Raw genomic sequence first — 22,935 nt, 5'->3', positions numbered from 1 at the left:
CAGCGGGAACGGGGCAGTGGATGCCGGGGCGGATCAGCGGCCTGGGGCTGGCTGGACCTCGAATTCGAAAGTCCAGGTCTGCGCGCCGCTGTGCGCGGGCGTGGCCGGGGCGTACTGGATGCCGGCCAGGTGCATGCGCGCATAGCTGTTGCCTTCGCCGGACCTGACCAGCGCGGCGGCGTCGGGATGGGCCTTGAGCTGGTGCTGACCCAGGCCTACGACAGCGGCTGCCGCTTCGGTGGGGTAGTAGCTGTACCACCCGTAGTTCAAGGCCCCGGGATAGGTGCCGGTGTAGGCCGGGGACAGTTGCGAGCCCACCGCGTCCTTGATCCAGGCGCTGGGTGTACGCGGTCCGGTGAGCGAACCGGTCAGATCGGCCAGGGTGGCTTCCAGATTGGCAACGGCATTGAATTTGGCCACCACGGGTGTGCCGTCGGCGCCATAGAAGCCTTCGGGCGTTGTGGCCAGGAAGCCGGCAACATTGCCTTTGCCCGACACGCCGCCGTTGAGCTTGACGCTGTAGCGGTTGAAGGCGATATGCCATGACCCGGACGCGGTGGTCGTGCTGCCGCTGGCCAGGTCGTAGTACACCCAGCCTTCGGATGCATTCACGGAGGCCTTGCGCACGGTCCCGGGGTTGGCGGTGTCGATCCAGCGGAATGACGGCCACCCGGAGGCGGCACCGGTGGGCCCGCCGTAGTAGCCGGTGAGCTGCAGCGCGAACACCGGACCGGCCGCGCCACCGATATCGGCCGAGGCACTGTTGGTGGTGATCAGGAACACGCGGAAGTTGGGGTGCAGCTGGTGTGTGCCGTTCAGGTCGTACTCGAACGCGGCACTCTGGATGGAGTTGCTGCCGCCGAACACGCCACGCGCCGCGTCGGGCGCGTACAGCGCGGCGGGAATGGCACCGGCCTGGGGATCCACCAGCGCATCGTTCCAGCGCTGCAGCTCGCTCCAGGTATGCACGAAAGGCCCGCCGAAGGCTCCGCCTGCGCCGCTGCCGCTGGCGCCGCTGTTGGTGAACAGCTCGGCCGAGCGTCCGCCGCTCACCACTTTCACGTCCCAGGTGGCACCGGTGCAATTGGCCGCGGCCCTGGCGTCGAAGTCATAGCACACCGACTCGCCAGCGGCTGGCAGCGCGAAGGTCCAGGCGGCCTTCTGTGTGAACTTGCTGGTCACGGCCGGCGGAGGGGCAGGGTCGTCGCTGGGTGAGCTGCCACCGCCACCGCCACCGCAGGCGGCAAGCGCCGCAGTAGCCAGCGCGGTCAGCAGGCAATGCAAGGGACGGGCAGGATGCATGGAAACAGTCTCCTCAAAGGGTTTAGACAAGGACGGGAAAAGGCAGGAGTCAACGGCCATGGCCGAACGAAACCTTGGCGCCGACATAGACGAAGCGCCCGGCGACAGGGCTGAAGTCGGCCGGGTCGGCGAAGTCGCGCTGGCGGCCCGCGAGGTTGTTCACGCCGGCGAACAGCGTGGTGGCGCGGCCGATACGGTGATTGATGGCCACGTCCAGTGCGGCCCAGCCGGGCGAGCGTGCGCGGCTGGCGCTGTCGGCCAGCTCGTCGCCCTGCCAGCGCGCGCGCAGCGTGAGCGTGGTGGCCGGCTGCATGCGCCAGTCCGCGCCCAGGCGCGCCATGTGGCGCGGGCGGCGCGTCAACTCCAGCCCCGTGGCGTCGTCGCGCGTGCGGGTATGGGTGTAGGCGCCGGTGAAGTCCCAGGCCGCGCTGGCGCGCCAGCGCCCGCTCAGCTCCAGCCCGCTGGTGCGCGCGCGTGCCACGTTGGCATAGCTGTAGTAGGTCAGGCCATCGATGGTGGTGGCGCGCGCCAGGTCGGTCTGGATCAGGTCGCGCACGGAGTTGTGAAAGGCGTTGGCTTCCAGAGCCAGGGCCTCGCCGCGCGTGAGCGTGCCGCCCAACTGCCAGCTGGTGGACGACTCAGGCTTGAGGTTGGGGTTGCCCACCACGCGGTAGCCCAGGGCACTGTGGTCGAACAGGTAGTGGCGCTCCTTCAGATTGGGCACGCGGTAGCCACTGCCAACGCTGGCGCGCAGCACGCCTTGCCAGTCCCCGCCGTCCCAAACGTTGCCGCGCACGCTGACTTTGGGCGCCCAGTGGCCGCCGAAGTCCGAGTCGTGTTGGCCGCGCAGTCCCAGCAGTAATTCCCAGCGGTCGCTCAACACGATGTCGTTTTGCACGAAGACTTCGTTACTGGTGCGCTCGGCATTGCCCACGCCCAGCAGCTCGGAGGCACCGTTGCTGGCCTGCGCCAGGCTCTCGCGGTGCCAGTCCGTGCCCAGCATCCACAGCTGGCGCCCCCAGGCAGGCAGGTCCACCTGGGTGCCTACATGCTGGGTGCGCATGCGAGCGCGCCGCATGGTGGCGAGCACATCATTGGAGTAGCCGTCAGAGCGACTGTCGTAGTCCTCGTGCACGCCCTGTACCTGCGCGCGCAGGCCGTTGCCGAAACGCCAGGACACGCCAGCGCTGGCGCGGTCGCGCGTGATGTCCTCACGCTTGTTCTGCGCCACGTTGACCGGGGGCACGAACCGGTAGTACCGCTGGGTGTCGTCCTCGGTGTAACGCGACAGTTCGGCCCAGGCCTTCCCATGCGGGCCGGGCAGCCATTCGCCACGCGCGCTGAGCTGGCGGCGGGCACTGGCATCGCCCTGGCGGGGATAGAGCGCCGGGTCTACACCAAAGCCGTCGTCGTCCACCATGTCGCCCGACAGCGCCAGACGCCAGTGCTCGCCACCGCCGCCTAGGGAAAAGCGCGCATGGCGGGCATTGGCGTCGGTGCCCCTGCCGCTGTCGTTCTGCCGACCGTAGCTGCCGATGTCCACGGAAGCCGTGCCGCCGAAACCCGCCGGTGTACGCCGGGTGATGACGTTGATGACGCCGCCCATGGCCGAGCTGCCGTACTGCGAGGAAGCTGCGCCCTTGACGACTTCGATGCGTTCCACCTCCGACAGCAGGTACTGGCTCAGGTCTACCGTAGAGCTCGTGCTGGCAGTGATCGGCAGACCGTCGATCAGTACCAGTACCTGGTCGGCGCCCAGACCCTGCAACGAGAGCTCGTAGCCCGACTTGCCCAGCACCTCGCGCAATTGCAGGCCGGGCACGTTCTCCAGCGCCTGCTTGAGCGTACGCGCGTGGGTGCGCTCAATCTCCTGGCGTGTGACCACCTCGGTGCGCACGGGGATTTCGTCAATGGCGCGCTCGCTGCGCGTGGCCGTGACAACCAAAGGTTGCAGGGTGGCGGCCTCATCAGGCTGCTGGGCCTGGGCGGGCAAGGCTGCCAGCAGAGGTAGAAGCCACAGCGGATTGTGGGCAGGGAGGGCTGGCATGAAAGAGTGAAAGAGGGTTGGCCGGATGCAAACGCTTATCTTAATGCAAATGATAATGATTCTTGATAAAAGTCCTGGGTTTGGATTCCCGGACGTTTGCCTGCCAGGTCCGCACTGGCTGGCTCCGCGCTTTTCCTCAATGCATGGATGCCCGAGCGCGCGCAGCAGGTCGAAAGGCCGCTGATCGCGGCGTTCGGCGCAGGAAGGCCAGCAGCCGGCGCTCGGCGGCCGCCAGGCCCCTGGGGCTGGAGCCGGTTCCAGCCAAGCGCTGCCACAGGCGCCGCAACCGGGGTGCGACGACTGCCTCGTCCAGTCCCTCGCCCAGGGCCAGCACGGCGGGGTGGATGTAGGCTTTGCGGCAGACCGCAGGCGTGTTGCCCAGGCGGCGCGCCACTTCGGTCACGATCCGGCGGGCTGCGCCACGCGCCGCTGCGGCGGCATCGGCCGTGGCGCGCAGGGCCGCCGCGCGCGTCAGCTCCAGCGCCTGCACCGTGCCATGCCAGGTGCGAAAGTCCTTGGCGGTGAAATGACCGGCGTCGCCCGCGATGTCGGCCAGATAGGCGTTCACGTCGCCCGAGCCCAGGCAGTGCAGGGCGCCGTCCTCGTCCTGGTAGCGAAACAGTTCCTGCCCGGGCAGCTGCCGGCAGCGGCGCACCACGCGCGCCACGCGCGGGTCGTCCAGCCGCGCCTGGTGCATGACGCCGCTCTTGCCGCGAAACTGCAGCAGCGTGCTGCTGCCCTTGACCTGCGCATGCCGGGCGCGCAGCGTGGTCAGGCCGTAGGAGCCGTTGGCGACGGCGTATTCCTCGTTGCCCACGCGCAGGAAAGTCGTGTCCAGCAGCCGCACCAGGGCGGCCAGCACCTGTTTGCGCGTCAGGGCCCGGCCGCTGCCCGCCAGGTCGCGCGCCACGCGGGCGCGGATGCGCGGCAGCACCTGGCCGAAGGCGCGCATGCGCTCGAACTTGGAGGCGTCGCGCAGCACGCGCCACTGCGGGTGGTAGCGGTACTGCAGCCGCCCGCGCGCGTCGCGCCCGGTGGCCTGCAGGTGGCCGTTGGGCTGGGTGCAGATCCACACGTCGGTGTAGGCGGGCGGAATGGCCAGGCGGCGGATGTGCGCGAGGTGCGCCTCGTCTCGCAGCCAGGCGCCGTCGGGCAGGCGGTAGTCGAAGCCGCCCTTCACGCGCACGCGGGTGATGCCGGGCTGACTGCGGTCGGCATGGACTAGGCCGGCGGGCAGGGGTGTGTCGGGAGCGGGCGGGGCGGCATCGGGCATGGCGCCGATCACACCCCAGGGTCGGGCGCGCGGCTGTCGGTGAGGATCAACCGCGCGCGTGGGCGCCTGGCCTGCGATGGGCGCGGGGCGGCCCAGGGGGCGGCGGCGTCAGCTGCCGGTTGCCGCGGCGCGGGCCTGCTCCAGCCAGCCGTCGAAGGTCTTCTGGTGCGCGCGGATCCACGCATCGGCGTGGCGCTCGATGTCGGCGGCGCTCTTCTCGCCCTGGTGGATCAGGCGGTTCTGCGCGCTGATGTCGGCCAGCGGGATCTGCATGACCTCAAACAGCTTGCCGGCGGCCGGGTTCTTCGCCACCCAGTCCTTGTTGGCGACGATGTATTCGTTGTTCAGCGGGAAGCCGTAGTTCTTGCCGTTGGGCAGCTGCGTGTCGGTGCCGGCCTGCACGCCCGGCATGGCCGAGTAGGGCACCTGCAGCCAGACCACGTCCTGGCCGGTCTTCAGCACGTTGCTCAGCCAGTGCGGCGTCCAGGCGTAGAACAGCACCGGCTTGCCGGACTCATAGCGCGCCAGCGTCTCTGTGATGAGCGCCGGGTAGTTGCCCTGCACATAGTTGACCGTGGAGCGCAGGCCGTAGGTGTCCAGATGGTGCTCGACCACGGCCTCGCCGCCCCAGCCGGCGTTGGGGCCGACCAGATCCGCCTTGCCGTCGCCGCTCATGTCGAAGAGCTTGGCGAGCTTCGGGTCCTTGAGCTGGTCGATGTGCGTGATGTTGTACTGATCGGCCGTCTTCTTGTCGATCATGTAGCCCTGCGCCGCGCCGGCCGAGTACACGCCCTTGCGCGAGAGCTTGGCGTCACCGCCGGCGGCCTTGTAGAACTCGGAGTGGTGCGGGTTCCAGTGGTTGGCGATCAGCGTGGCGTCGCCGTTGGCGACGGCCATGTGGGCCAGGGGGTATTCGACTTCCTTGTACGGAGCGACGTCGTAGCCCAGCGCCTGCAAGGCCTTCATGGCGACGACGGTCTGGAAGGATTCTTCGGCCAGCGAGCTCTTGAGGATGGTGACCTTGACGCCCTGGCCGGGCTGGGTGGTGTTGGCCAGGGCCGGGCCGGCGGTTGCCGCCGCCAGCGAGAAGGCTGCCAGCGCTGCGCCGCGGCGCAGCAGGGAGGGGAGGGAGGGGAGGGAGAAGAGGGTGGTTTGCTGAGTGATGTGCATGTGTCTTTCTAGGATTGGCGCGCTGCGTGCAATGGTTTCGGTAGCGTGCAACGCTTGATGGACGCTGGTTTTGGCCCCCTCTCCCGCGTGCGGGAGAGGGTTGGGGTGAGGGTCGACGAAACGGGTGCCGCCCTTGAACCGCCCCCTCACCCCTGCCCTCTCCCCCGAGGCGGAGAGGGAGTGAAAAGAGAGGGCGGGGCTTGCCGCGGCTTACTTGGCCGCAGCGCGCGCCTGCGCCAGCCAGCCGTCGAAGGTCTGCTGGTGCGCCTTGATCCAGCCGCTCACGTGCCGCTCGATGTCGGCCGGCTTGTTCTGGCCCTGGCTCATCAGGTGGTTCTGCGCGTTGATGTCGGCCACGGGCAGCTGCATGACCTCGAACAGCTTGGCGGCGGCCGGGTTGGCCTCGGCCCAGGCCTTGTTGGCCAGGATGTGCTGGTTGTTCACCACGAAGCCGTAGTTCTTGCCATTGGGCAGCTTGGTGTCCATGCCCTTCTGCTCGCCGGGCAGCGAGGAGAACGGCACCTCCAGCCACACGACGTCGCGACCGGGCTTGAGTTCGTTGCTCACCCAGTAGGGCGTCCAGGTGTAGTACAGGACAGGCTTGCCTTCGCGAAAGCGCGTGATGGTGTCGGCGATCAGCGCCGAGTACGAACCCTGGTTGTGCGTCACCGTGTTGCGCAGGCCGTAGGCGTCCAGCTGGTGCTCGATCACGCCCTCGCAGCCCCAGCCGGGGTTGCAGCCGGTGAGATCGGCCTTGCCGTCGCCGTTGGTGTCGAACAGCTTGGCGATCTCGGGCTGCTTCAACTGCTCGATGTTGGTGATCTTGTACTGGTCGGCGGTCTTTTTGTCGATCAGGTAGCCCTGCGCAGCATTGCCCGAGAAGATGCCCTTGCGGTAGAGCTTGGCCTCGCCGCCGGCGTTCTTGTAGTAGTCGGAGTGCAGCGGGTTCCAGTGGTCGGCCAGGAAGGTGGCGTCGCCATTGGCAATCGCGATGTGTGCCGTGGGGTACTCGACCTCCTTGATGGGCTTGACGTCGTAGCCGAGCTGCTCCAGGCCCTTCATGACCAGCAGGGTCTGGAAGGTTTCCTCGGCGATCGAGCTCTTGAGCGGCTGCACGGCGACGCCCTTGCCGGGCTGGTCGGCGGCAAAGGCCGAGCCGGCGAGGGCCAGGGCCAGGCCGGCGGCCAGGGTGGACAGGCGGGTGCGCAGGGCGGGGTGGGTGGTTGTCATCCTTGGGATTTCCTTTCGTGGGTGGGAAAAATGACTTGCGGGAGTTCAGCTCCCTCCCCCTCTGGGGGAGGGTTGGGGTGGGGACCGGCGACGGTGGCCGCGCGACACGGCGCGCCAGAACCCGCCGGCCCCCATCCCCGCCTTCCCCCAGTGGGGGAAGGAGCAAGACAGGGAAGGGTCAGACCGCCGGCTGGCGGCCCATGGCGGGCAAGTCGGACGTGGTAGGCTTGCCGGCTGGGGCCTGGGGAGGGGTGGCGGCAGCGGGCGTGGCCGGCTGGGCGGCGGTCTGCACCGGGGCGGTCGCCGGGCGGCGGCGCAGCGTGCGCGTCAGCAGGCCGGCCGGGCCGGTGTGCCACCAGCGTTCGCCACCGCGGCCGGGCTCGCCCATGGCCTGCGTCAGGCGGTCGAGCACGATGGCCAGCAGCACGATGCCCAGGCCGCCCACGGTGGCCAGGCCCATGTCGAGGCGGCCAATGCCGCGCAGCACCATCTGGCCCAGGCCGCCCACGGCGATCATGGAGGCGATGACCACCATCGACAGCGAGAGCATCAGCGCCTGGTTGATGCCGGCCATGATGCTGGGCATGGCCAGCGGCAGCTGCACCTTCCACAGCAGCTGCCAGGGCGAGGCGCCATAGGCGCGGCTGGCCTCGATCAAATCTGGGCGCACCTGGCGGATGCCCAGGTTGGTGAGGCGAATGAGCGGCGGCAGGGCAAAGACAATGGTCACGATCACTCCCGGCACGTTGCCGATGCCGAACAGCATGACCACCGGCACCAGATAGACAAAGGCCGGCGTGGTCTGCATGGCGTCCAGCAGCGGACGGGTGATGCGCTGGGCGCGGTCGCTGGCGGCCAGCAGCACGCCAGCGGGCAGGCCGAGCAGCACGCAGAACAAAAGCGAGGTCAGCACCAGCGCCAGCGTGACCATGGCGTCGGGCCAGATGCCCAGCAGCATGACCAGCGCCAGCGACACCGCCGTGCCAATCGCCATGGCGCGGCCGGCGAACTGCCAGGCGACGAGGGCCGCCAGCGCGATCATGGCCGGGGCGGGCACGACCAGCAGCGCGTCGGTCACGCCGGTCAGCGTGGTGTCGATGGGCGTGCGCACAGCCTGGAAGAAGGGGCGGAAGTTCTCCACCACCCAGTGCAGGCCGTCGTTGATCCAGCCCTGGATGGGCAGGCCGTCGGTCTGGATCTGGTGCCACAGGGCGGCGATGCTGTTGCCATCGCCGTCCGGCGCGGCGCTGGACTGCGCGGCGCTGCTGAGCCAGTCGGCACCGGCGGCCGGGTCGGCCGAGGCGGCGTCGCCGCCCCAGGGGTCGCTGGCCGCGGGGGCGGCGGCGTCACCGCCCCAGGGGTCGGCTTGCGCGGCCGTTGCCGCGGCATCGCCACTCCAGGGGTCGGCCGGGACGGCGGTGGCGGCGACGTCGCCGCTCCACGGATCGGCGGCAGGCGGCTGGGTGGCCGGCGCGGCGTCGGCCGACCAGGGGTTGCTGTCAGGGCGTTCAGGAATGCCGGTGGGGGGGGTCGTTGCGGTTTCTTGCATGCGGGGTCTCCTCCTCGGGTCAGTGCGCCGCCAGGGCCGGGGCCACGGGGTCGGCGGTCTGCGGGAAATGCGGATTCAGTTGCAGCGGGGCGCGCTCCTCCTGCTCGGGCGGCAGGGGCGGCGTGTCGCGGTCCAGGAAGCGCATCAGGCCGGTGCGGCTGACGACGCCCAGGTAGCGCCCGGATTCATCGACCACCGGCAACGGACAGGGCGCGCTGGACAGCGGGCCGTACAGGTCGGACACGGGCATGGCAGCCTCGATGGCCGGGGCGTCGGGCAAGAAGGCATGGCGCAGGCCCAGCGGCCCCTGATGGCCGTGCAGCGCGCGGCGCAGCGACGCGGACGACACCACGCCCAGGAAGCGCTGGTCGCTGGTCAGCACATAGGCGTGCTCGCGGTCCGAGTCCTCCAGGATGCGCAGTGCCGCGCGGCAGCCCCGGTCGCCCTGCGCCGAGACCACGGTGAGCGCCTGGCGCGCGATGTCGGCGGCCTTGAAGACGGCGGCGGCATCGACCCCGCGCACGAAGCTGCGCACGTAGTCGTCGGCCGGGCAGCGCAGGATTTCGTCGGGCGTGCCGACCTGCACCACCTGGCCGTCCTTCATGATGGCGATGCGGTCGCCGATGCGCATGGCCTCGTCCAGGTCGTGCGAGATGAAGACGATGGTGCGCCGCTGCTGCTCCTGCAGGCGCAGGAGCTCGGACTGCATCTCGGTGCGGATGATGGGGTCGAGGGCCGAGAACGCCTCGTCCATCAGCAGGATGGCCGGGTCGGACGCCAGCGCCCGCGCCAGACCCACGCGCTGCTGCATGCCGCCCGACAGCTCATCCGGGTAACTCGCGCCCCAGCCGGCCAAGCCCACCTGGGCCAGCGCCTGCTCGGCCGCCTGCTGGCGCTCCTGGCGCCCCACGCCGGCCAGCTCCAGCCCGAAGGCGGTGTTGTCGAGCACGGTGAGGTGCGGCATCAGCGCAAACGACTGGAACACCATGGAGATGTCTTTGCGGCGCAGGGCGCGCAGGTCGGACTCGCTCAGGCGCCCGATGTCCTGGCCATCGACCAGGATGCGCCCGCTGGTCGGCTCGATCAGACGGTTGAGCATGCGCACCAGCGTGGACTTGCCCGAGCCCGACAGGCCCATGACGACAAAGATCTCGCCGGGCTCGATGGTGAAGGTGGCGTCGAAGACGCCGATGGAATGCCCGGTGCGTTCCAGGATCTCCTGCTTGGACAGGCCCTGCTCGACCAGCTGCAGCGCCTGCTGCGGCTCGTCGCCGAAGACCTTGAAGACGTGATCGATGACGATCTGTTTGGCCATGTTGTGGCTCCTCCCTCATTCCAGTTCAATGCGCGCGAAGGTCCCCAGGGCTGCACAAGGCGCCCGGGGCACGAAGACCGAAGCACGGCATGGCGCACGTGCACACGCAAACCAACACCCCGATGCGACGGCGCAGCCCGTGCAACGCTACCCGGACGGATGGCGGCACGACGGACTTCGCCGCGAATGCGGACACAGGAAGAGACAAGCAACCAGTGACCTGGTCGGCCCGAATGGCACCCGAACATGGTGCGCAAGGGCCTCAGGGAACACGTGACAGCGAAAGTACCCCAAGGGGCTTTCGAAGCCAGTGCGGGCGCCGCAGCGCCGCGCTCAAGCGCGGCCGGGCACCACAAGCATCAGGGCCGAAACCTCGGCCAGGGCAGCAAAACGCCCGCATAAAAGACGGGCCGCTGCCGCGATCCCCTTCCGTCCGGCGGCTCCGATGGGGCGCCTGAAGAAGGGGATTACCTGCGTGGCAGGTTGTAAAACATCACGAAAGTATATAAATTGATGCTGTTTGAGTCAAAACAATGGTTATTGCTTCCGTGATAAGAGAAAAATGAAGATTGCAGTGCTTGCACTGCGTTATTCATAGCGCAGAGGCGAAGCTCCGCAAGGGCTTGGGCCTCATTTCATCCAAAAATCGGACGCGGTGGGTCCCCTCGCGCTGCAGCACCTGCCCGCCCTTCAGGGCGCGTCAGTGGCCTGTAAGTCCCGAGACGGACAGTTGCGTCCGAATTTTTCGCTTTGTGCAGGAGACAAGACCCATGAGTGCAACCCCTTCCGCGATCGAGTCCGTGCTGATCGAGAACCGCGTCTTCCCTCCGTCCGAGGAGACGGTGCGCGCTGCACGCGTCTCCGGCATGGAGGCCTACCAGGCGCTGTGCGCCGAGGCAGAGCGCGATTTCGAGGGCTACTGGGCGCGCCTGGCGCGCGAGAACGTGGTCTGGACCAAGCCCTTCACCCAGGTGCTTGACGAGTCCAACGCGCCGTTCTACCAGTGGTTTGCCGACGGCGAGCTCAACGCCAGCGCCAACTGCCTGGACCGCCACATGGGCACCGAGGTCGAGCACAAGACCGCCATCATTTTTGAGGCCGACGACGGCGCCGTCACCCAGGTCAGCTACCGCGAGCTGCTCGAACGCGTGGGCCGCTTTGCCAACGCCCTCAAGGCGCGTGGCGTGAAGAAGGGCGACCGGGTGCTGATCTACATGCCCATGACCATCGAGGGCGTGGTGGCCATGCAGGCCTGTGCGCGCCTGGGCGCCACGCACAGCGTGGTCTTTGGCGGCTTCTCGGCCAAGGCGCTGCAGGAGCGTGCCATCGACATCGGCGCCGTCATGGTCATCACCGCCAACTACCAGCTGCGCGGCGGCAAGGAGCTGCCGCTCAAGGCCATCGTGGACGAGGCCCTGGAGATGGGCGGCTGCGAGGCCGTCCAGACCGTGCTGGTCTATGAGCGCACCCCCACCGCCTGGAAGCGCGTGCAGGGACGCGACATCAGCTTTGCCGAGGCGCTGCAGGGCCAGCCGGCCGAATGCGCGCCCGAGCCCGTGGGCGCCGAGCACCCGCTGTTCGTGCTCTACACCAGCGGCTCGACCGGCAAGCCCAAGGGCGTGCAGCACTCCACCGGCGGCTACCTGCTGTGGGCGCGCCAGACCACGCTGTGGACCTTCGACATGCAGCCCTCGGACGTGTTCTGGTGCACGGCCGACATCGGCTGGATCACCGGCCACACCTACGTCGCCTACGGCCCGCTGGCCGCGGGTGCCACGCAGGTGGTGTTCGAAGGCGTGCCCACCTATCCGCACGCCGGGCGCTTCTGGGAAATGATCGAGCGCCACAAGGTCAGCATCTTCTACACCGCGCCGACGGCGATCCGCTCGCTCATCAAGGCGGCCGACTCCGACGAGCGCGTGCACCCAAGAAACTGGGACCTGTCGAGCCTGCGCATCCTGGGCAGCGTCGGCGAGCCCATCAACCCCGAAGCCTGGATGTGGTACTACCGGAACGTGGGCGGCGAGCGCTGCCCCATCGTGGACACCTTCTGGCAGACCGAGAACGGCGCCCATGTCATCACCCCACTGCCGGGCGCCACGCCCCTGGTGCCGGGCTCGTGCACGCTGGCGCTGCCGGGCATGCAGGCGGCCATCGTCGACGAGACCGGCCGCGACCTGCCCAACGGCGCCGGCGGCATGCTGGTCATCAAGCGCCCCTGGCCCTCGATGATCCGCACCATCTGGGGCGACCCGGAGCGTTTCAAGAAGAGCTACTTCCCCGAGGAGCTGGGCGGCACCATCTACCTGGCCGGTGACGGCGCGGTGCGCAGCGAGGACCGGGGCTACTTCCGCATCACTGGCCGCATCGACGACGTGCTCAACGTCTCGGGCCACCGCATGGGCACCATGGAGATCGAGTCGGCGCTGGTCGCCAAGACCGATCTGGTGGCCGAAGCGGCGGTGGTGGGCCGCCCCGACGACCTGACGGGCGAAGCCATCTGCGCCTTCGTCGTCCTCAAGCGCCCGCGCCCGAGCGGCGAGGAGGCGCAGCAGATCGCCCGGGAGCTGCGCGACTGGGTGGCCCGCGAGATCGGCCCCATCGCCAAGCCCAGGGATATCCGTTTCGGCGACAACCTGCCCAAGACGCGCTCGGGCAAGATCATGCGCCGCCTGCTGCGCTCGCTGGCCAAGGGCGAGGCCATCACGCAGGACACCAGCACGCTGGAGAACCCGGCCATCCTGGAGCAGCTGGCCGAGACCAACTGAGCCGGCAGCCGGCACGGGCGGCACCGCTGGACGCCGGCCCCGCCCAGGCCGCCCGACCGGGCGGCCTTTTTGCTGGCGCGCCGCGCGCCACTGTAGGAAGGGCGCGCGAATGCCGCCGTTCGCGCCGCCGACGCGCCAGGCTTCGGTTACAAACTGGGCTGCCGCGCCTGAACGCAAGCCGGCCCCGATCCCTTTCCCATGGAGCGCTTTCCCATGACCCTGCGCACACTCCTGCTGCTACTCATCGTGGTGGCCATCGCCGCGCTGGCGGCGCTGAACTGGCCCACCCTCACCCTGCCCACCACGGTCTCGCTGGGCCTCACCACCGTCCAGGCCCCGCTGGGGCTGATCATGCTGGCGCTGACCGCGCTGCTGGCCGTGTTCTTCATCGCCTACGTTCTGACGCTGCAGGGCTCGGTGCTGATGGAGACGCGCCGCCACACCCGCGAGCTGGCCGCGCAGCGCGAACTGGCCGACAAGGCCGAGGCCTCGCGCTTCACCGAGCTGCGCGGCTTCCTCGAAACCCAGCAGACGGCCGTGCTGGCCCGGCTGGATGCGCTGGAGGCGCGCATGAGCGCGCGCGCCCGCGAGTCGGAAAACGTCACCGCCGCCTATGTCGGCCAGCTCGAGGACCAGCTGCAGCGCCGGGGCCCGGCACCCGCGGCCGACCCTGCCGGGCGGATCGATCCCGGCCTGCACCCCTGACGCGCCCATGAAAAAAGCCGCTGCGCATGGAGCGCGGCGGCTTGGCCTGGCAAGCGGGCGCCCGGCCGGCACCCGGGCCCGGCGTGCTTACTTGAGCGTCAGCACCCAGCTGGCCAGCTTCTTGGCCTCGTCGGGCTTGACCTGGGGGTTGGCGGGCATGGGCACGGGGCCCCACACGCCGGAGCTGCCCTTCATGATGTGCTCGGCCAGCTTGTCGGCCGCGCCGGCTTGGCCGGCGTACTTGGCGGCCACGTCCTTGTAGGCGGGGCCCACCAGCTTCTTGTCCACGGCGTGGCAGGCCATGCAGTTCTTGGACGTGGCCAGGGCCTGGTCGGCCATGGCGGGCACGGCAACCGACAGCGTCATGGCGAGGGTGATGAGAGTGCGCTTCATGATGAGTTTCCTGTGGGGGTTGAAGTACATTTTGACCTTGATTGGATTGTAGTGTTCGCGGTTGACGGGAGGCCTCCAAAGCCCGCTCCGCAGAGGAGGATGTGACCGTGTATACGCTGCTTTTGGGCCTGCTGTTGATACTGCTCAAATACCTGGAGATCGACCCTGTGGCGCAGTGGTCATGGTGGTGGGTGCTGTCTCCGTTCGCCGTGACCGCGGCCTGGTGGGCCTGGGCCGATGCCTCGGGCTACACCAAGCGCCGCGCCGTGGAGCGCATGGACCAGCGCAAGCGCGACCGCATCGCCAAGCAAAAGGAAGGCCTCGGCATGGGCCCGCGCAAGCGCCGCTGAGCGCTGCTTGCCCATCAACGCTGTTAGCGGGCGACCTGCGCGGCTTGCTTCCAGGCGGTCAGTGCCTCGGCTTCGTCGCCGCGCTGCTCGGCCAGTTGCGCCAGGGCGCGCCAGGCGCTGGCACGCAGGGCCGGGTCGGCCAGTTGCGGCGCGGCTTGGCCCAGCAGCTGGCGTGCCTTGCCCCACAGCTCGCGCTGCAGGCAGGCCATGGCCGACAGGTACTGCAGACGCGCATCGCGCGGGCGTGCCTGGCTGGCGGCCTCGATACGGGCCAGCCAGGGCCCGTCCAGCCCGTCCAGGTTGTCCTGCAGCACACCGATGAGCTTGAGCGCCTGGTGCTCTGGCAGTGGCTCGGCCAGGCGCTCCCACACCGGCAGCAGCCAGGCGCGCACCTGCGCCGGCTCGCCGCCCAGGCGTGCCAGCTGCCGTGCCGCCTGCACCGCCACCTCGGGCATCTGGCGCTCGCTGGCATCCAGGCCCTGCCAGATGCGCTGCAGCTGCGCGCTGTCGTGCGCGCCGCCGATCAGCTCCAGCAGCAGCCCGCGCACGATGCTGGCGGCCGCCTGCGGTGAGAACGCCCGGTGCTTGGCCAGCAGGCGGGCGGTGTCCAGCGCCTCGGCCGTGCGGTACGACAGGCGCGTGGCCTTCAGGCGCGCGCGCAGCGCCAGCGTGCGGCGCGCGGCGCCCGAGGGCAGGGCCGCCAGGCGCTCAAGCGCCGTCTGGGCGTCGTGCTCGTCCAGGGCCCAGCGCGCGGCGCGCAGCTGCACGCCTTCGCGCAGCTCCACCTCGCTGCCCGTGGGGCGCTCGGGCAGGCCGTCCAGGGCCTGCTGCAGGTGGGCGTCGCGCGCGGCGCCGTCCTGCAGCGCATGCGAGGCCTCGGCGGCCACCAGTTGCGCGACCGTGCGCAGCGCGACCGCGTGCGGCACGCGCTCGGGCGCGCCCGCCAGCGCCTCCTGCTGTGCGATGGCCGACTGGGCGGCGCGCCGGGCGCGCAGGAAGCGGCCGGCCAGCAGCTGCGTGAGCGCCTCCAGCAGTGTCCCGTGCATGGCCCGCTCCTTTTGCTGCATTCGCCAGCGGCGCGCCCGCCCGGGCAGCTCTACCAGCGTCGCCATGCCGCGCAGCGCGGCGTGCAGCAGGGCAAAGGCGCCCAGCAGCAGAAGCAGCACCATGTTGAGCGACAGGTCGACGCGATAGGGCGGCCAGAACACCGTCACCGTGCCCTGGTTGTTGCCGGCGAACAGGGCGCCCGCGACCGCGACGCCGAACAGAGCCAGGAGCCAGAGTGCTGCGCGCATGGGGTTGTCGCCTGCCGTGCCTGGGCGCTCAGCGGCCCGCGGCCGCGGTGGACAGGGCTGCGAAGGTGTCTTCCAGCTGCGGCGTCCCGGCCGTCTGGATATGGCCCTGCAGCTGCTGCAGGGCATTCATGGCGCCTTGCGTGCGGCGCGAGGCCGGGTCGAAATACTTGCCCAGGGAGGCGCTGGCCAGCTGCAGGTCGGCGCGCGCCGAGTCCATGCGCCGCGCCAGCAGCGCCAGGCGGGCGTTGAGCAGCTTGAGCTTGAGGTTCTCGCGCAAAAAGAAGGCCTGGTCAGGGGCGATCAGCATGGCGTCCGGCTGGTCGATGCGGCTGACCCGCACCAGGCCGCGCACCTCCTCGCGCAGTCCCGTCCAGCCCTGGCGCAGCGCCGCCCGCCAGGCCGGCTCGGCCTGCGGCGGCGCGGTCTGCGCGCCCCCCTGGCCCGGCGCCGTGTCGCGCCCGTCTGCGGCGCGGTGCAGGCCGCTGCCCTGGCCGACGGCGGACGACAGGGGCAGCTCGTCCACTTGGCGCACCAGGTCATCCAGCCGCCCGAGCAGCCCCGCCGTGTCGGTGACGCTGGCGCGCGCAAGGCGTTCGAGGTCCTGCTCGATGGCGCGCTGCACCGGCACCAGGCGCGGCTGGGCGGCGCGCTCGATGCGCTGGTCGGCGCTGCGAAGGGCGGCCACCAGCGGCTGCAGGCTGCCGGTGAGCTGCGACTGCTGCTGCGCCAAGCGCAGGCTGGCCTCGATGTCCACCACCAGGTTTTCGTCGCGCGTGCGCGACAGGCTGTGCATGAGTTCCTCGAGCTGGCTGCGCTGCAGCGCCACCTCGCCCACGCGCGCCTCCATCAGCGCCAGGCGGGCCGAGGCCTCGCGGGTGGTCTCCTGCGCCTCGCGCGCCATGGTGCGCGCCTCGATGGCCTGGGCTCCAGAATCGGCGCTCTGGCGCGCCAGCTGCTCCTGGATGGCCGACAGCCGCTGCCACAGCAGCACGGAGCTGGCCAGCGCCGCGGCGGCGACCAGCCCGACCACCACCAGCGCCACACGGCCAGTGGCCGGCGCGGGCGGCAGGGGCTGCGCCGCAGGAACTGCGTTCGGCTCAGGGATGGGCTCGGTCGGCATGATCGAAGGATTTTATCGAGGCAGCGGCATCGTCCAGGGTGGGGCGGCATTCGCGCACTTGGCCAAACCCGGCGGCCCGCGCCGCCTGAGCGATGCGTGGGTGCGTGGCCAGCGCCCGCGCGGCACGCCAGTCCTGGTCGGGCAGCGCGGCCAGGAGGTGCCCAAGCGCCTCGGAGCTGCTCAGCAGCCACGTCGAGCCGTCGGCAGCGGCCCCGCGCGCCTGCGCAAGCAGGGCCGCGTCCCACACGGGCGCCGTGCGCTCGTAGGCGGCGACGAAGTCCACCGCCACGCCGGCGGCCCGCAGCTGCCGGCCCAGCCATTCGCGGCCGTTGCCGCCTTCGGCCGCCGGGTGGCCGGCGCCGCGCACGATCAGCACGCGGTCGCCCGCGCGCAGCTGTGGCGCCACCACAGGCCACAGCGCCTCGGAGTCGAACTGCGCGCTGGCCTCGGGCGGAGCGTCGATACGGCTGCGCGGCAGGCCGGCGGCCAGCAGCGCCTGCACCGTGCCGGGGCCGGGCGCCCATGCTCTGGTTTTAGTAGCGCAAAATCCTTGTCCTTCAAGGGCTGGATGGTGATTTGACTCAAAAAAATGGCGGGCTGCGTTACCGCTGACGAACATCACCGCGCGGTAGCTGCCCTGCTCACGCCTCGCCTGCGCCAGCCGCTCGCGCAGCTGGGGCGCGCGCACCGGGCCGATCGTGATCAGCGGCAGCGCCACGGCCTGCACCCCCCGGGCCTGCAGCTGCCGCGCCCAGTGCATGGCCTCGGATGCCGGGCGGGTCACGATGGCGCGCATGGCAGTTCGGGCTCAGGCAGCGGGGCCGGCACCAACGGCGCCGCCCTCGCGCAGGCACGCAGCCACCGCCAGGCCGAGCGCGTCGGCCTGATCGAGCGTCTGCACGGTGGCCGTCCGCTCGGCGCGCACCAGGGCCAGTCGCCCCTCCATGTCGCCCCAGGCGGCGCGCAGGCGCAGTGCATCGCCGTCCCACTGGCCGTGTGCGGCCAGCGGCATGGAGCAGCTGCCGCCCATGGCGCGGCTCACCGCGCGCTCGGCCGTCACCGTGAGCCAGGTGCGCTGGTGCGCCAGTGGCGCCAGCGCGGCGATGAGGTCGGCGCGGCCGGTGCGCACCTCGATGCCCAGGGCGCCCTGGCCGGCGGCGGGCAGCATCTGCTCGGGCGTGAAAACGCTGCGGATGCGCTCCTGCAGGCCCAGGCGCTTCAAGCCGGCGGCGGCCAGCACGATGGCGTCGTACTCGCCCTCGTCGAGCTTGCGCAGCCGGGTGTTGACGTTGCCGCGCAGCGGCTCGATGCGCAGGTCCGGGCGCAGCGCGGCCAGCAGCACCTGGCGGCGCAGGCTGGAGGTGCCGACCACGCCGCCCCGGGGCACCTCGTCCAGACTGGCCCAGCGCTGCGAGACGAAGGCGTCGCGCGGGTCCTCGCGCTCCATGACGCAGGCCAGGGCAAAGCCCTCGGGCAGCTCCATGGGCACGTCCTTGAGCGAGTGCACGGCAATGTCGGCGCGGCCTTCCTCCAGGGCCACCTCGAGCTCCTTGACGAACAGGCCCTTGCCGCCGACCTTGGACAGCGTGCGGTCCAGGATCTGGTCTCCGCGCGTGGTCATGCCCAGCAGCTCGACGGCGTGCCCGCGCGCGGCCAGCAGCTGCCGCACATGCTCGGCCTGCCACAGGGCAAGCTGGCTTTCGCGCGTGGCGATCACGAGGGAGGAGGGGGTGGCGGCAGCAGGGGTCTGGCTCATCGGAGAAGGGCTCTTTCACGGCCCCGGCCAGAGCGGCTGCGGGGCAGCGCAGGATGCTAGCATGCTGCGCTGCAGCACGACCGCCCCAGGCGTGCCGCCAGGCACCGCGGGCCGGCGCGGCGGGCTTTCCTAGAATGGCCGGACCATGATCCGCAAGAAGCTGCCCATCGGCATCCAGACCTTCGCCAAGATCCGCGAGGGCGACGCGTACTACTACGTCGACAAGACGCCGCTGGCCCTGCAGCTGGTGGCCCAGGGTTCGCACTTCTTCCTCTCGCGTCCACGGCGGTTCGGCAAGAGCCTGTTCCTAGACACGCTCAAGGAGCTGTTCGAGGGCAATGCCGCGCTCTTTTGCGGCCTGCATGCGCAAGAGCACTGGGACTGGTCGGTGAAGCACCCCGTGCTGCGCTTCAGTTTCGGCGGCGGCGTGGTGCACGACGCCGCCGACCTGCAGGCACGGCTCGATTCGCACCTGATGCGCCACGAGGCCGAGGCTGGCCTCAAGGCCGTGGACCAGACCAATCCGGAGCGCTTTCGCAGCCTGATCCGGCACCTGGCGCAGGCCACCGGCCAGCGCGTGGTGGTGCTGGTGGACGAGTACGACAAGCCCATCCTGGACCGCATCGAGGACAAGGAGCGCGCACGCGGCATCCGTGAGGCGCTCAAGGATTTCTATTCGGTCATCAAGGACAGCGATGCGGACATTCGATTCGTGTTCCTGACGGGTGTGTCCAAGTTCAGCAAGGTGAGCCTGTTTTCCGGGCTGAACAACCTGCGCGACATCACCCTGAGCCCGGAATTCAGCGCGATCTGCGGCTATACCGATGAGGACGTGGACAAGGTGTTTGCGCCCGAGCTGCCCAGCCTGGACCGGCAGGAGATCCGCCGCTGGTACAACGGCTACAACTGGACGGGCGAGGCGGTCTACAACCCCTTTGACCTGTTGCTGCTGTTCCAGGAGCGGCAGTTCCGCCCCTGGTGGTTCGAGACCGGCACTCCCACCTTCCTGATCAAGCTGCTGACGCAGCGCCAGCAGTTCACCCCCGACCTGGAGCGTCTGATCGCGCCCGAGACGCTGCTGTCCACCTTCGACGTGGACACCATCCCCACCGAGGCGCTGATGTTCCAGGCGGGGTACCTGACCATCGCGCGGGTGGACTACATCCCGGGCCTGACGCAGATCGAACTGCGCTACCCCAACCTGGAGGTGCGCACGGCCCTGAACGGCGCCCTGCTGCAGGCGCTCACCGACCACGGCAGTCACTACGCGGTGCAGATGGGCAGGCTGTACCGGCTGCTGCAGGCAGGCGACGTGGCGGGCATGCGCGAGGTGTTCCATGCCTTCTTCGCCACCATCCCGCACGACTGGCACCGCAACAACGCCATTGCCGGGTACGAGGGTTACTGGGCCAGCGTGTTCTACAGCCACTTTGCCGCGCTGGGGGTGGACATCGTGCTGGAGGACGTCACCAACCACGGGCGCATCGACATGGCCGTGCGCTGGGCCGGGCGCGTCTATCTGTTCGAGTTCAAAGTGGTGGAGTTCGCGCCCCAGGGCCGGGCACTTCAGCAGCTGCTGGAGCGCCGCTACGCCGACAAATACCGCGCCGCCGGCCTGCCCGTGCACCTGATCGGCGTGGAGTTCAGCCGGGACGAGCGCAACATCGTGGCCTTCGAGACGCTGGCGCTGTGAGCCTGGCGCCGGGCCTTGCCGGTGCTAGCATGCCGCGCCCACCCGCCCCGCTGCCGCGGGTGCTCCAGGAGACCTTTCGCGCATGACCGCTTCCACCCCACGAGCCGGCGCCACGGCCGAGCCTGACTCTCCCGCCGCGCCTCTTGCCACGTCATCTGCCGCGCCCGCGCGCCGCACCGACAAGGATCAGCCCCTGACGCAGGACATCCGGCTGCTCGGGCGCATCCTGGGCGACGTGATCCGCGAGCAGGAGGGCGCTGCCGCCTACGAGCTGGTCGAGCAGATCCGCAAGCTCTCGGTGGCCTTTCGGCGCGACGCCGACCAGGAGGCCAACCGGGCGCTGAAGAAGCTGCTCAAGTCGCTCACCGGCGACCAGACGGTGAGCGTGATACGCGCCTTCACCTACTTCAGCCACCTGGCCAACCTGGCCGAGGACCGGCATTACATTCGCCGCCGCGCCGTGCACGAGCGCGCCGGCAGCAGCCAGGAAGGCAGCATCGAGGTGGCGCTGGCGCGCCTGCGCTGGGCCGGCATCGCCCCGCGCGCGGTGGCCGAGACGCTGGCCGAGGCCTATGTGGCGCCGGTGCTCACGGCGCACCCGACCGAGGTGCAGAGAAAGAGCATCCTGGACGCCGAGCGCGAGATCGCCCAGCTGCTGGCCCGGCGCGACGAGATCGCCACGCGCGCGCAGCTCTACAAGAGCACGCGCGACACGCTGACCCCGCGCGAGCTTGCGGCCAACGAGACGCAGCTGCGCGCCCGCGTGGCGCAGCTGTGGCAGACGCGGCTGCTGCGCCCGGATCGGCTGACCGTGGCCGACGAGATCGAGAACGCGCTGTCTTACTACGAATACACCTTCCTCGGCGAGATCCCGCGCATCTACGCCGAACTCGAGCGTGAGCTGGGCGCGGCGCACCCGGTGGCGAGTTTTCTGCGCATGGGCCAGTGGATTGGCGGCGACCGCGACGGCAACCCCAACGTGAGCGCGGCCACGCTGTCGCTGGCACTGTCGCGCCAGGCCGAGGTGGCGCTGCGCCACTACCTCGAACAGGTGCACCTGCTGGGCGGCGAGCTGTCGCTGTCCTCGCGGCTGGTGGCCGTCTCGCCGGAAATGCTGGAGCTGGCCGAGCGGTCGCCGGACGCCAGCACGCACCGGCGCGACGAGCCCTACCGGCGTGCCTTCACCGGCATCTACGCGCGTCTGGCCGCCACCCTGCGCGCGCTCAGCGGCGCCGAGGCGGCGCGGCATGCCGTGGCGCCGCAGAACGCCTACGCCAGCGCCGATGAGTTCCTGGCCGACCTGCGCGTGGTCGAGGCCTCGCTGCGCTCGCACCGCGGTGCGCTGCTGACCGCCGAGCGGCTCGCGCCCCTGATGCGCGCGGTCGAGGTGTTCGGCTTTCACCTGGCGACGGTGGACCTGCGCCAGAGCTCCGACCAGCACGAGCGCGTGGTGGCCGAGCTGCTGGCCACGGCTCGCGTCGAGCCCGACTACGCACAGCTGCCCGAGAGCGAGCGGCGCGCGCTGCTGCTGCGCCTGCTGGCCGACGCGCGCCCGCTGCGCGTGGTGGGCGTGCACTATGGCGAGCACAGCGCGGGGGAGCTGGCCATCTTCGAGGCGGCGCATGCGCTGCGCCAGCGCTACGGCAGCGAGGCCATCCGCCACTACATCATCAGCCACACCGAAACGGTGAGCGACTTGATGGAGGTGCTGCTGCTGCAAAAGGAGGTGGGCCTGATGCGCGGCGCGCTGGGCGACGCCGATGCGCGCACCGACCTGATCGTGGTGCCGCTGTTCGAGACCATCGAGGACCTGCAGAGCGCCGCATCCATCATGCGCGAGTTCTATGCGCTGCCGGGCGTGGCCGAGCTGGTGCGCAACAGCGGCGCGCTGCAGGACATCATGCTGGGCTACAGCGACAGCAACAAGGACGGCGGCATCTTCACCAGCAACTGGGAGCTGTATCGCGCCGAGATCGCGCTGGTGGAGCTGTTCGACGAGATGAATGCCGGGGCGCGCACGCCGATCGCGCTGCGCATGTTCCACGGCCGCGGCGGCACCGTGGGGCGCGGCGGCGGGCCCAGCTACCAGGCCATCCTGGCGCAGCCGCCGGGCACGGTGCGCGGACAGATCCGGCTGACCGAGCAGGGCGAGGTCATCGCCTCGAAATACGCCAACCCCGAGATCGGCCGGCGCAACCTGGAGACCCTGGTGGCAGCCACGCTGGAGGCGACGCTCCTGCAGCCGACCAAGCCCGCGAGCGAGGCGTTTCTGGCGGCGGCCGAGGAGCTGTCGCAGGCCAGCATGGCGGCCTACCGGGGCCTGGTCTATGAAACGCCGGGTTTCACGCAGTATTTTTTCAACGCCACGCCGATCCGCGAGATTGCCGAGCTCAACATCGGCTCGCGGCCGGCGTCGCGCAAGGCCAGCCAGAAGATCGAGGACCTGCGCGCCATCCCCTGGAGTTTCAGCTGGGGCCAGTGCCGCGTGACGCTGCCGGGCTGGTACGGCTTCGGTTCGGCGGTGGAGGCCTTCGTGCGCGCGCCCGGCCAGGACGGCAAGGCCCGGCTGCAGCTGCTGCAGAAAATGTATCGCCACTGGCCGTTCTTCCACACCCTGCTGTCCAACATGGACATGGTGCTGGCCAAGAGCGACCTGGCGCTGGCCTCGCGCTACAGCGAGCTGGTGCCCGACGCCCGCCTGCGCCGGCGCGTCTTCGGCGCCATCGAGGCCGAGTGGCAGCGCACAGGCGAGGCGTTGGCGCGCATCACCGGCCAGCGCCAGCGCCTGGCGGGCAACGCGGCGCTGGCGCGCTCCATCCGCCACCGCTTCCCCTACATCGACCCGCTCAACCACCTGCAGGTCGAGCTGATCCGCCGCTGGCGCGCGGGCCAGGGCGACGAGCGCGTGCAGACCGGCATCCACATCTGCATCAACGGCATCGCCGCCGGCCTGCGCAACACCGGCTGAC

The 22,935-nt window shown here is 70.0% G+C and carries 17 protein-coding genes; 5 read left to right on the top strand and 12 right to left on the bottom strand.

The genetic code is table 11. The features are described 5' to 3' along the window. Positions 1-33 precede the first annotated feature (33 nt). The 7 genes from RT051_RS02905 to proV form a co-directional block, all read right to left on the bottom strand. The gene (locus RT051_RS02905; protein WP_313071334.1) at positions 34-1,302 is read right to left on the bottom strand and encodes an HmuY family protein; all 1,269 of its coding nucleotides are present in this window, start codon (positions 1,300-1,302) and stop codon (positions 34-36) included. A gap of 49 nt (positions 1,303-1,351) precedes the next feature. Further along, a complete protein-coding gene (locus RT051_RS02900) occupies positions 1,352-3,295 on the bottom strand; it encodes a TonB-dependent receptor (RefSeq protein ID WP_313071330.1) in 1,944 nt (647 codons plus the stop codon). A 190-nt stretch (positions 3,296-3,485) separates the two neighbouring features. Further along, positions 3,486-4,622, bottom strand: coding sequence for a DNA topoisomerase IB (locus RT051_RS02895; RefSeq protein WP_313071327.1), 1,137 nt, complete (start codon positions 4,620-4,622; stop codon positions 3,486-3,488). Positions 4,623-4,730: 108 nt separating this feature from the next. Beyond that, a complete protein-coding gene (gene proX, locus RT051_RS02890) occupies positions 4,731-5,792 on the bottom strand; it encodes a glycine betaine/L-proline ABC transporter substrate-binding protein ProX (RefSeq protein ID WP_313071323.1) in 1,062 nt (353 codons plus the stop codon). 210 nt (positions 5,793-6,002) lie between these two features. Beyond that, the gene (proX, locus tag RT051_RS02885) at positions 6,003-7,022 is read right to left on the bottom strand and encodes a glycine betaine/L-proline ABC transporter substrate-binding protein ProX (protein ID WP_313071319.1); all 1,020 of its coding nucleotides are present in this window, start codon (positions 7,020-7,022) and stop codon (positions 6,003-6,005) included. 178 nt (positions 7,023-7,200) lie between these two features. Continuing rightward, positions 7,201-8,571: a glycine betaine/L-proline ABC transporter permease ProW gene (gene proW, locus RT051_RS02880; RefSeq protein WP_313071315.1), complete on the bottom strand. Its 1,371-nt coding sequence runs from the start codon at positions 8,569-8,571 to the stop codon at positions 7,201-7,203. 19 nt (positions 8,572-8,590) lie between these two features. Continuing rightward, the gene (gene proV / locus RT051_RS02875; protein ID WP_313071312.1) at positions 8,591-9,886 is read right to left on the bottom strand and encodes a glycine betaine/L-proline ABC transporter ATP-binding protein ProV; all 1,296 of its coding nucleotides are present in this window, start codon (positions 9,884-9,886) and stop codon (positions 8,591-8,593) included. Between the two features lie 770 nt (positions 9,887-10,656). On the opposite strand from proV, the gene acs reads away from it, so the two are divergent. Beyond that, complete coding sequence (acs, locus tag RT051_RS02870) at positions 10,657-12,654, top strand: acetate--CoA ligase (RefSeq protein ID WP_313071309.1); 1,998 nt, start codon at positions 10,657-10,659, stop codon at positions 12,652-12,654. 213 nt (positions 12,655-12,867) lie between these two features. Then, positions 12,868-13,359 carry a LapA family protein gene (locus tag RT051_RS02865; protein WP_313071305.1) on the top strand — a complete coding sequence of 164 codons (492 nt, stop codon included), beginning with the start codon at positions 12,868-12,870 and terminating at the stop codon, positions 13,357-13,359. Positions 13,360-13,446: 87 nt separating this feature from the next. Here RT051_RS02865 and RT051_RS02860 read toward each other — a convergent pair whose 3' ends face one another. Continuing rightward, positions 13,447-13,752 (bottom strand): c-type cytochrome, encoded by a 306-nt coding sequence (locus tag RT051_RS02860; protein ID WP_313071302.1) that lies wholly within the window; start codon positions 13,750-13,752, stop codon positions 13,447-13,449. A gap of 107 nt (positions 13,753-13,859) precedes the next feature. Here RT051_RS02860 and RT051_RS02855 point away from each other — a divergent pair, with 107 nt between their 5' ends. Continuing rightward, complete coding sequence (locus RT051_RS02855; RefSeq protein WP_312306353.1) at positions 13,860-14,102, top strand: TIGR04438 family Trp-rich protein; 243 nt, start codon at positions 13,860-13,862, stop codon at positions 14,100-14,102. A 23-nt stretch (positions 14,103-14,125) separates the two neighbouring features. Here RT051_RS02855 and RT051_RS02850 read toward each other — a convergent pair whose 3' ends face one another. The 4 genes from RT051_RS02850 to hemC are packed head-to-tail and all read right to left on the bottom strand — an operon-like array spanning position 14,126 to position 18,273. Then, a complete protein-coding gene (locus tag RT051_RS02850) occupies positions 14,126-15,397 on the bottom strand; it encodes a heme biosynthesis HemY N-terminal domain-containing protein (protein ID WP_313071299.1) in 1,272 nt (423 codons plus the stop codon). Positions 15,398-15,425: 28 nt separating this feature from the next. Continuing rightward, positions 15,426-16,517 carry a uroporphyrinogen-III C-methyltransferase gene (locus tag RT051_RS02845; RefSeq protein WP_313071295.1) on the bottom strand — a complete coding sequence of 364 codons (1,092 nt, stop codon included), beginning with the start codon at positions 16,515-16,517 and terminating at the stop codon, positions 15,426-15,428. After that, on the bottom strand, positions 16,495-17,313 hold the full coding sequence (locus RT051_RS02840) for a uroporphyrinogen-III synthase (RefSeq protein WP_313071291.1): 819 nt from the start codon (positions 17,311-17,313) through the stop codon (positions 16,495-16,497). The genes RT051_RS02845 and RT051_RS02840 overlap by 23 nt, the downstream gene beginning before the upstream one ends. A 12-nt stretch (positions 17,314-17,325) precedes the next feature. Then, positions 17,326-18,273 carry a hydroxymethylbilane synthase gene (gene hemC / locus RT051_RS02835; protein WP_313071287.1) on the bottom strand — a complete coding sequence of 316 codons (948 nt, stop codon included), beginning with the start codon at positions 18,271-18,273 and terminating at the stop codon, positions 17,326-17,328. A gap of 145 nt (positions 18,274-18,418) precedes the next feature. Between hemC and RT051_RS02830 the strand changes: the two genes are divergently transcribed. Both RT051_RS02830 and ppc read left to right on the top strand, forming a co-directional pair. Continuing rightward, entirely contained in the window at positions 18,419-19,966 is a 1,548-nt protein-coding gene (locus tag RT051_RS02830) for an ATP-binding protein (protein ID WP_313071284.1), read from the top strand. Positions 19,967-20,048: 82 nt separating this feature from the next. Then, positions 20,049-22,934, top strand: a complete 2,886-nt coding sequence (gene ppc / locus RT051_RS02825) for a phosphoenolpyruvate carboxylase (protein WP_313071281.1) — start codon at positions 20,049-20,051, stop codon at positions 22,932-22,934. Position 22,935: the final 1 nt, after the last annotated feature.

It is taken from the genome of Melaminivora sp. (assembly GCF_032059615.1).
Taxonomy (GTDB): domain Bacteria; phylum Pseudomonadota; class Gammaproteobacteria; order Burkholderiales; family Burkholderiaceae_C; genus Melaminivora.
This window is presented reverse-complemented; position numbering and strand designations above follow the sequence as displayed.

Bases quoted from the DNA above. Each gene is read 5' to 3' on its own strand.
- acs (WP_313071309.1), top strand. From the start codon at position 10,657: ATGAGTGCAACCCCTTCCGCGATCGAGTCCGTGCTGATCGAGAACCGC.
- RT051_RS02895 (WP_313071327.1), bottom strand. From the start codon at position 4,622: ATGCCCGATGCCGCCCCGCCCGCTCCCGACACACCCCTGCCCGCCGGC.
- RT051_RS02830 (WP_313071284.1), top strand. From the start codon at position 18,419: ATGATCCGCAAGAAGCTGCCCATCGGCATCCAGACCTTCGCCAAGATC.
- proV (WP_313071312.1), bottom strand. From the start codon at position 9,886: ATGGCCAAACAGATCGTCATCGATCACGTCTTCAAGGTCTTCGGCGAC.
- proW (WP_313071315.1), bottom strand. From the start codon at position 8,571: ATGCAAGAAACCGCAACGACCCCCCCCACCGGCATTCCTGAACGCCCT.
- proX (WP_313071323.1), bottom strand. From the start codon at position 5,792: ATGCACATCACTCAGCAAACCACCCTCTTCTCCCTCCCCTCCCTCCCC.
- RT051_RS02845 (WP_313071295.1), bottom strand. From the start codon at position 16,517: ATGCCGACCGAGCCCATCCCTGAGCCGAACGCAGTTCCTGCGGCGCAG.
- RT051_RS02905 (WP_313071334.1), bottom strand. From the start codon at position 1,302: ATGCATCCTGCCCGTCCCTTGCATTGCCTGCTGACCGCGCTGGCTACT.
- ppc (WP_313071281.1), top strand. From the start codon at position 20,049: ATGACCGCTTCCACCCCACGAGCCGGCGCCACGGCCGAGCCTGACTCT.
- RT051_RS02860 (WP_313071302.1), bottom strand. From the start codon at position 13,752: ATGAAGCGCACTCTCATCACCCTCGCCATGACGCTGTCGGTTGCCGTG.
- RT051_RS02840 (WP_313071291.1), bottom strand. From the start codon at position 17,313: ATGCGCGCCATCGTGACCCGCCCGGCATCCGAGGCCATGCACTGGGCG.
- RT051_RS02865 (WP_313071305.1), top strand. From the start codon at position 12,868: ATGACCCTGCGCACACTCCTGCTGCTACTCATCGTGGTGGCCATCGCC.
- proX (WP_313071319.1), bottom strand. From the start codon at position 7,022: ATGACAACCACCCACCCCGCCCTGCGCACCCGCCTGTCCACCCTGGCC.
- RT051_RS02850 (WP_313071299.1), bottom strand. From the start codon at position 15,397: ATGCGCGCAGCACTCTGGCTCCTGGCTCTGTTCGGCGTCGCGGTCGCG.
- hemC (WP_313071287.1), bottom strand. From the start codon at position 18,273: ATGAGCCAGACCCCTGCTGCCGCCACCCCCTCCTCCCTCGTGATCGCC.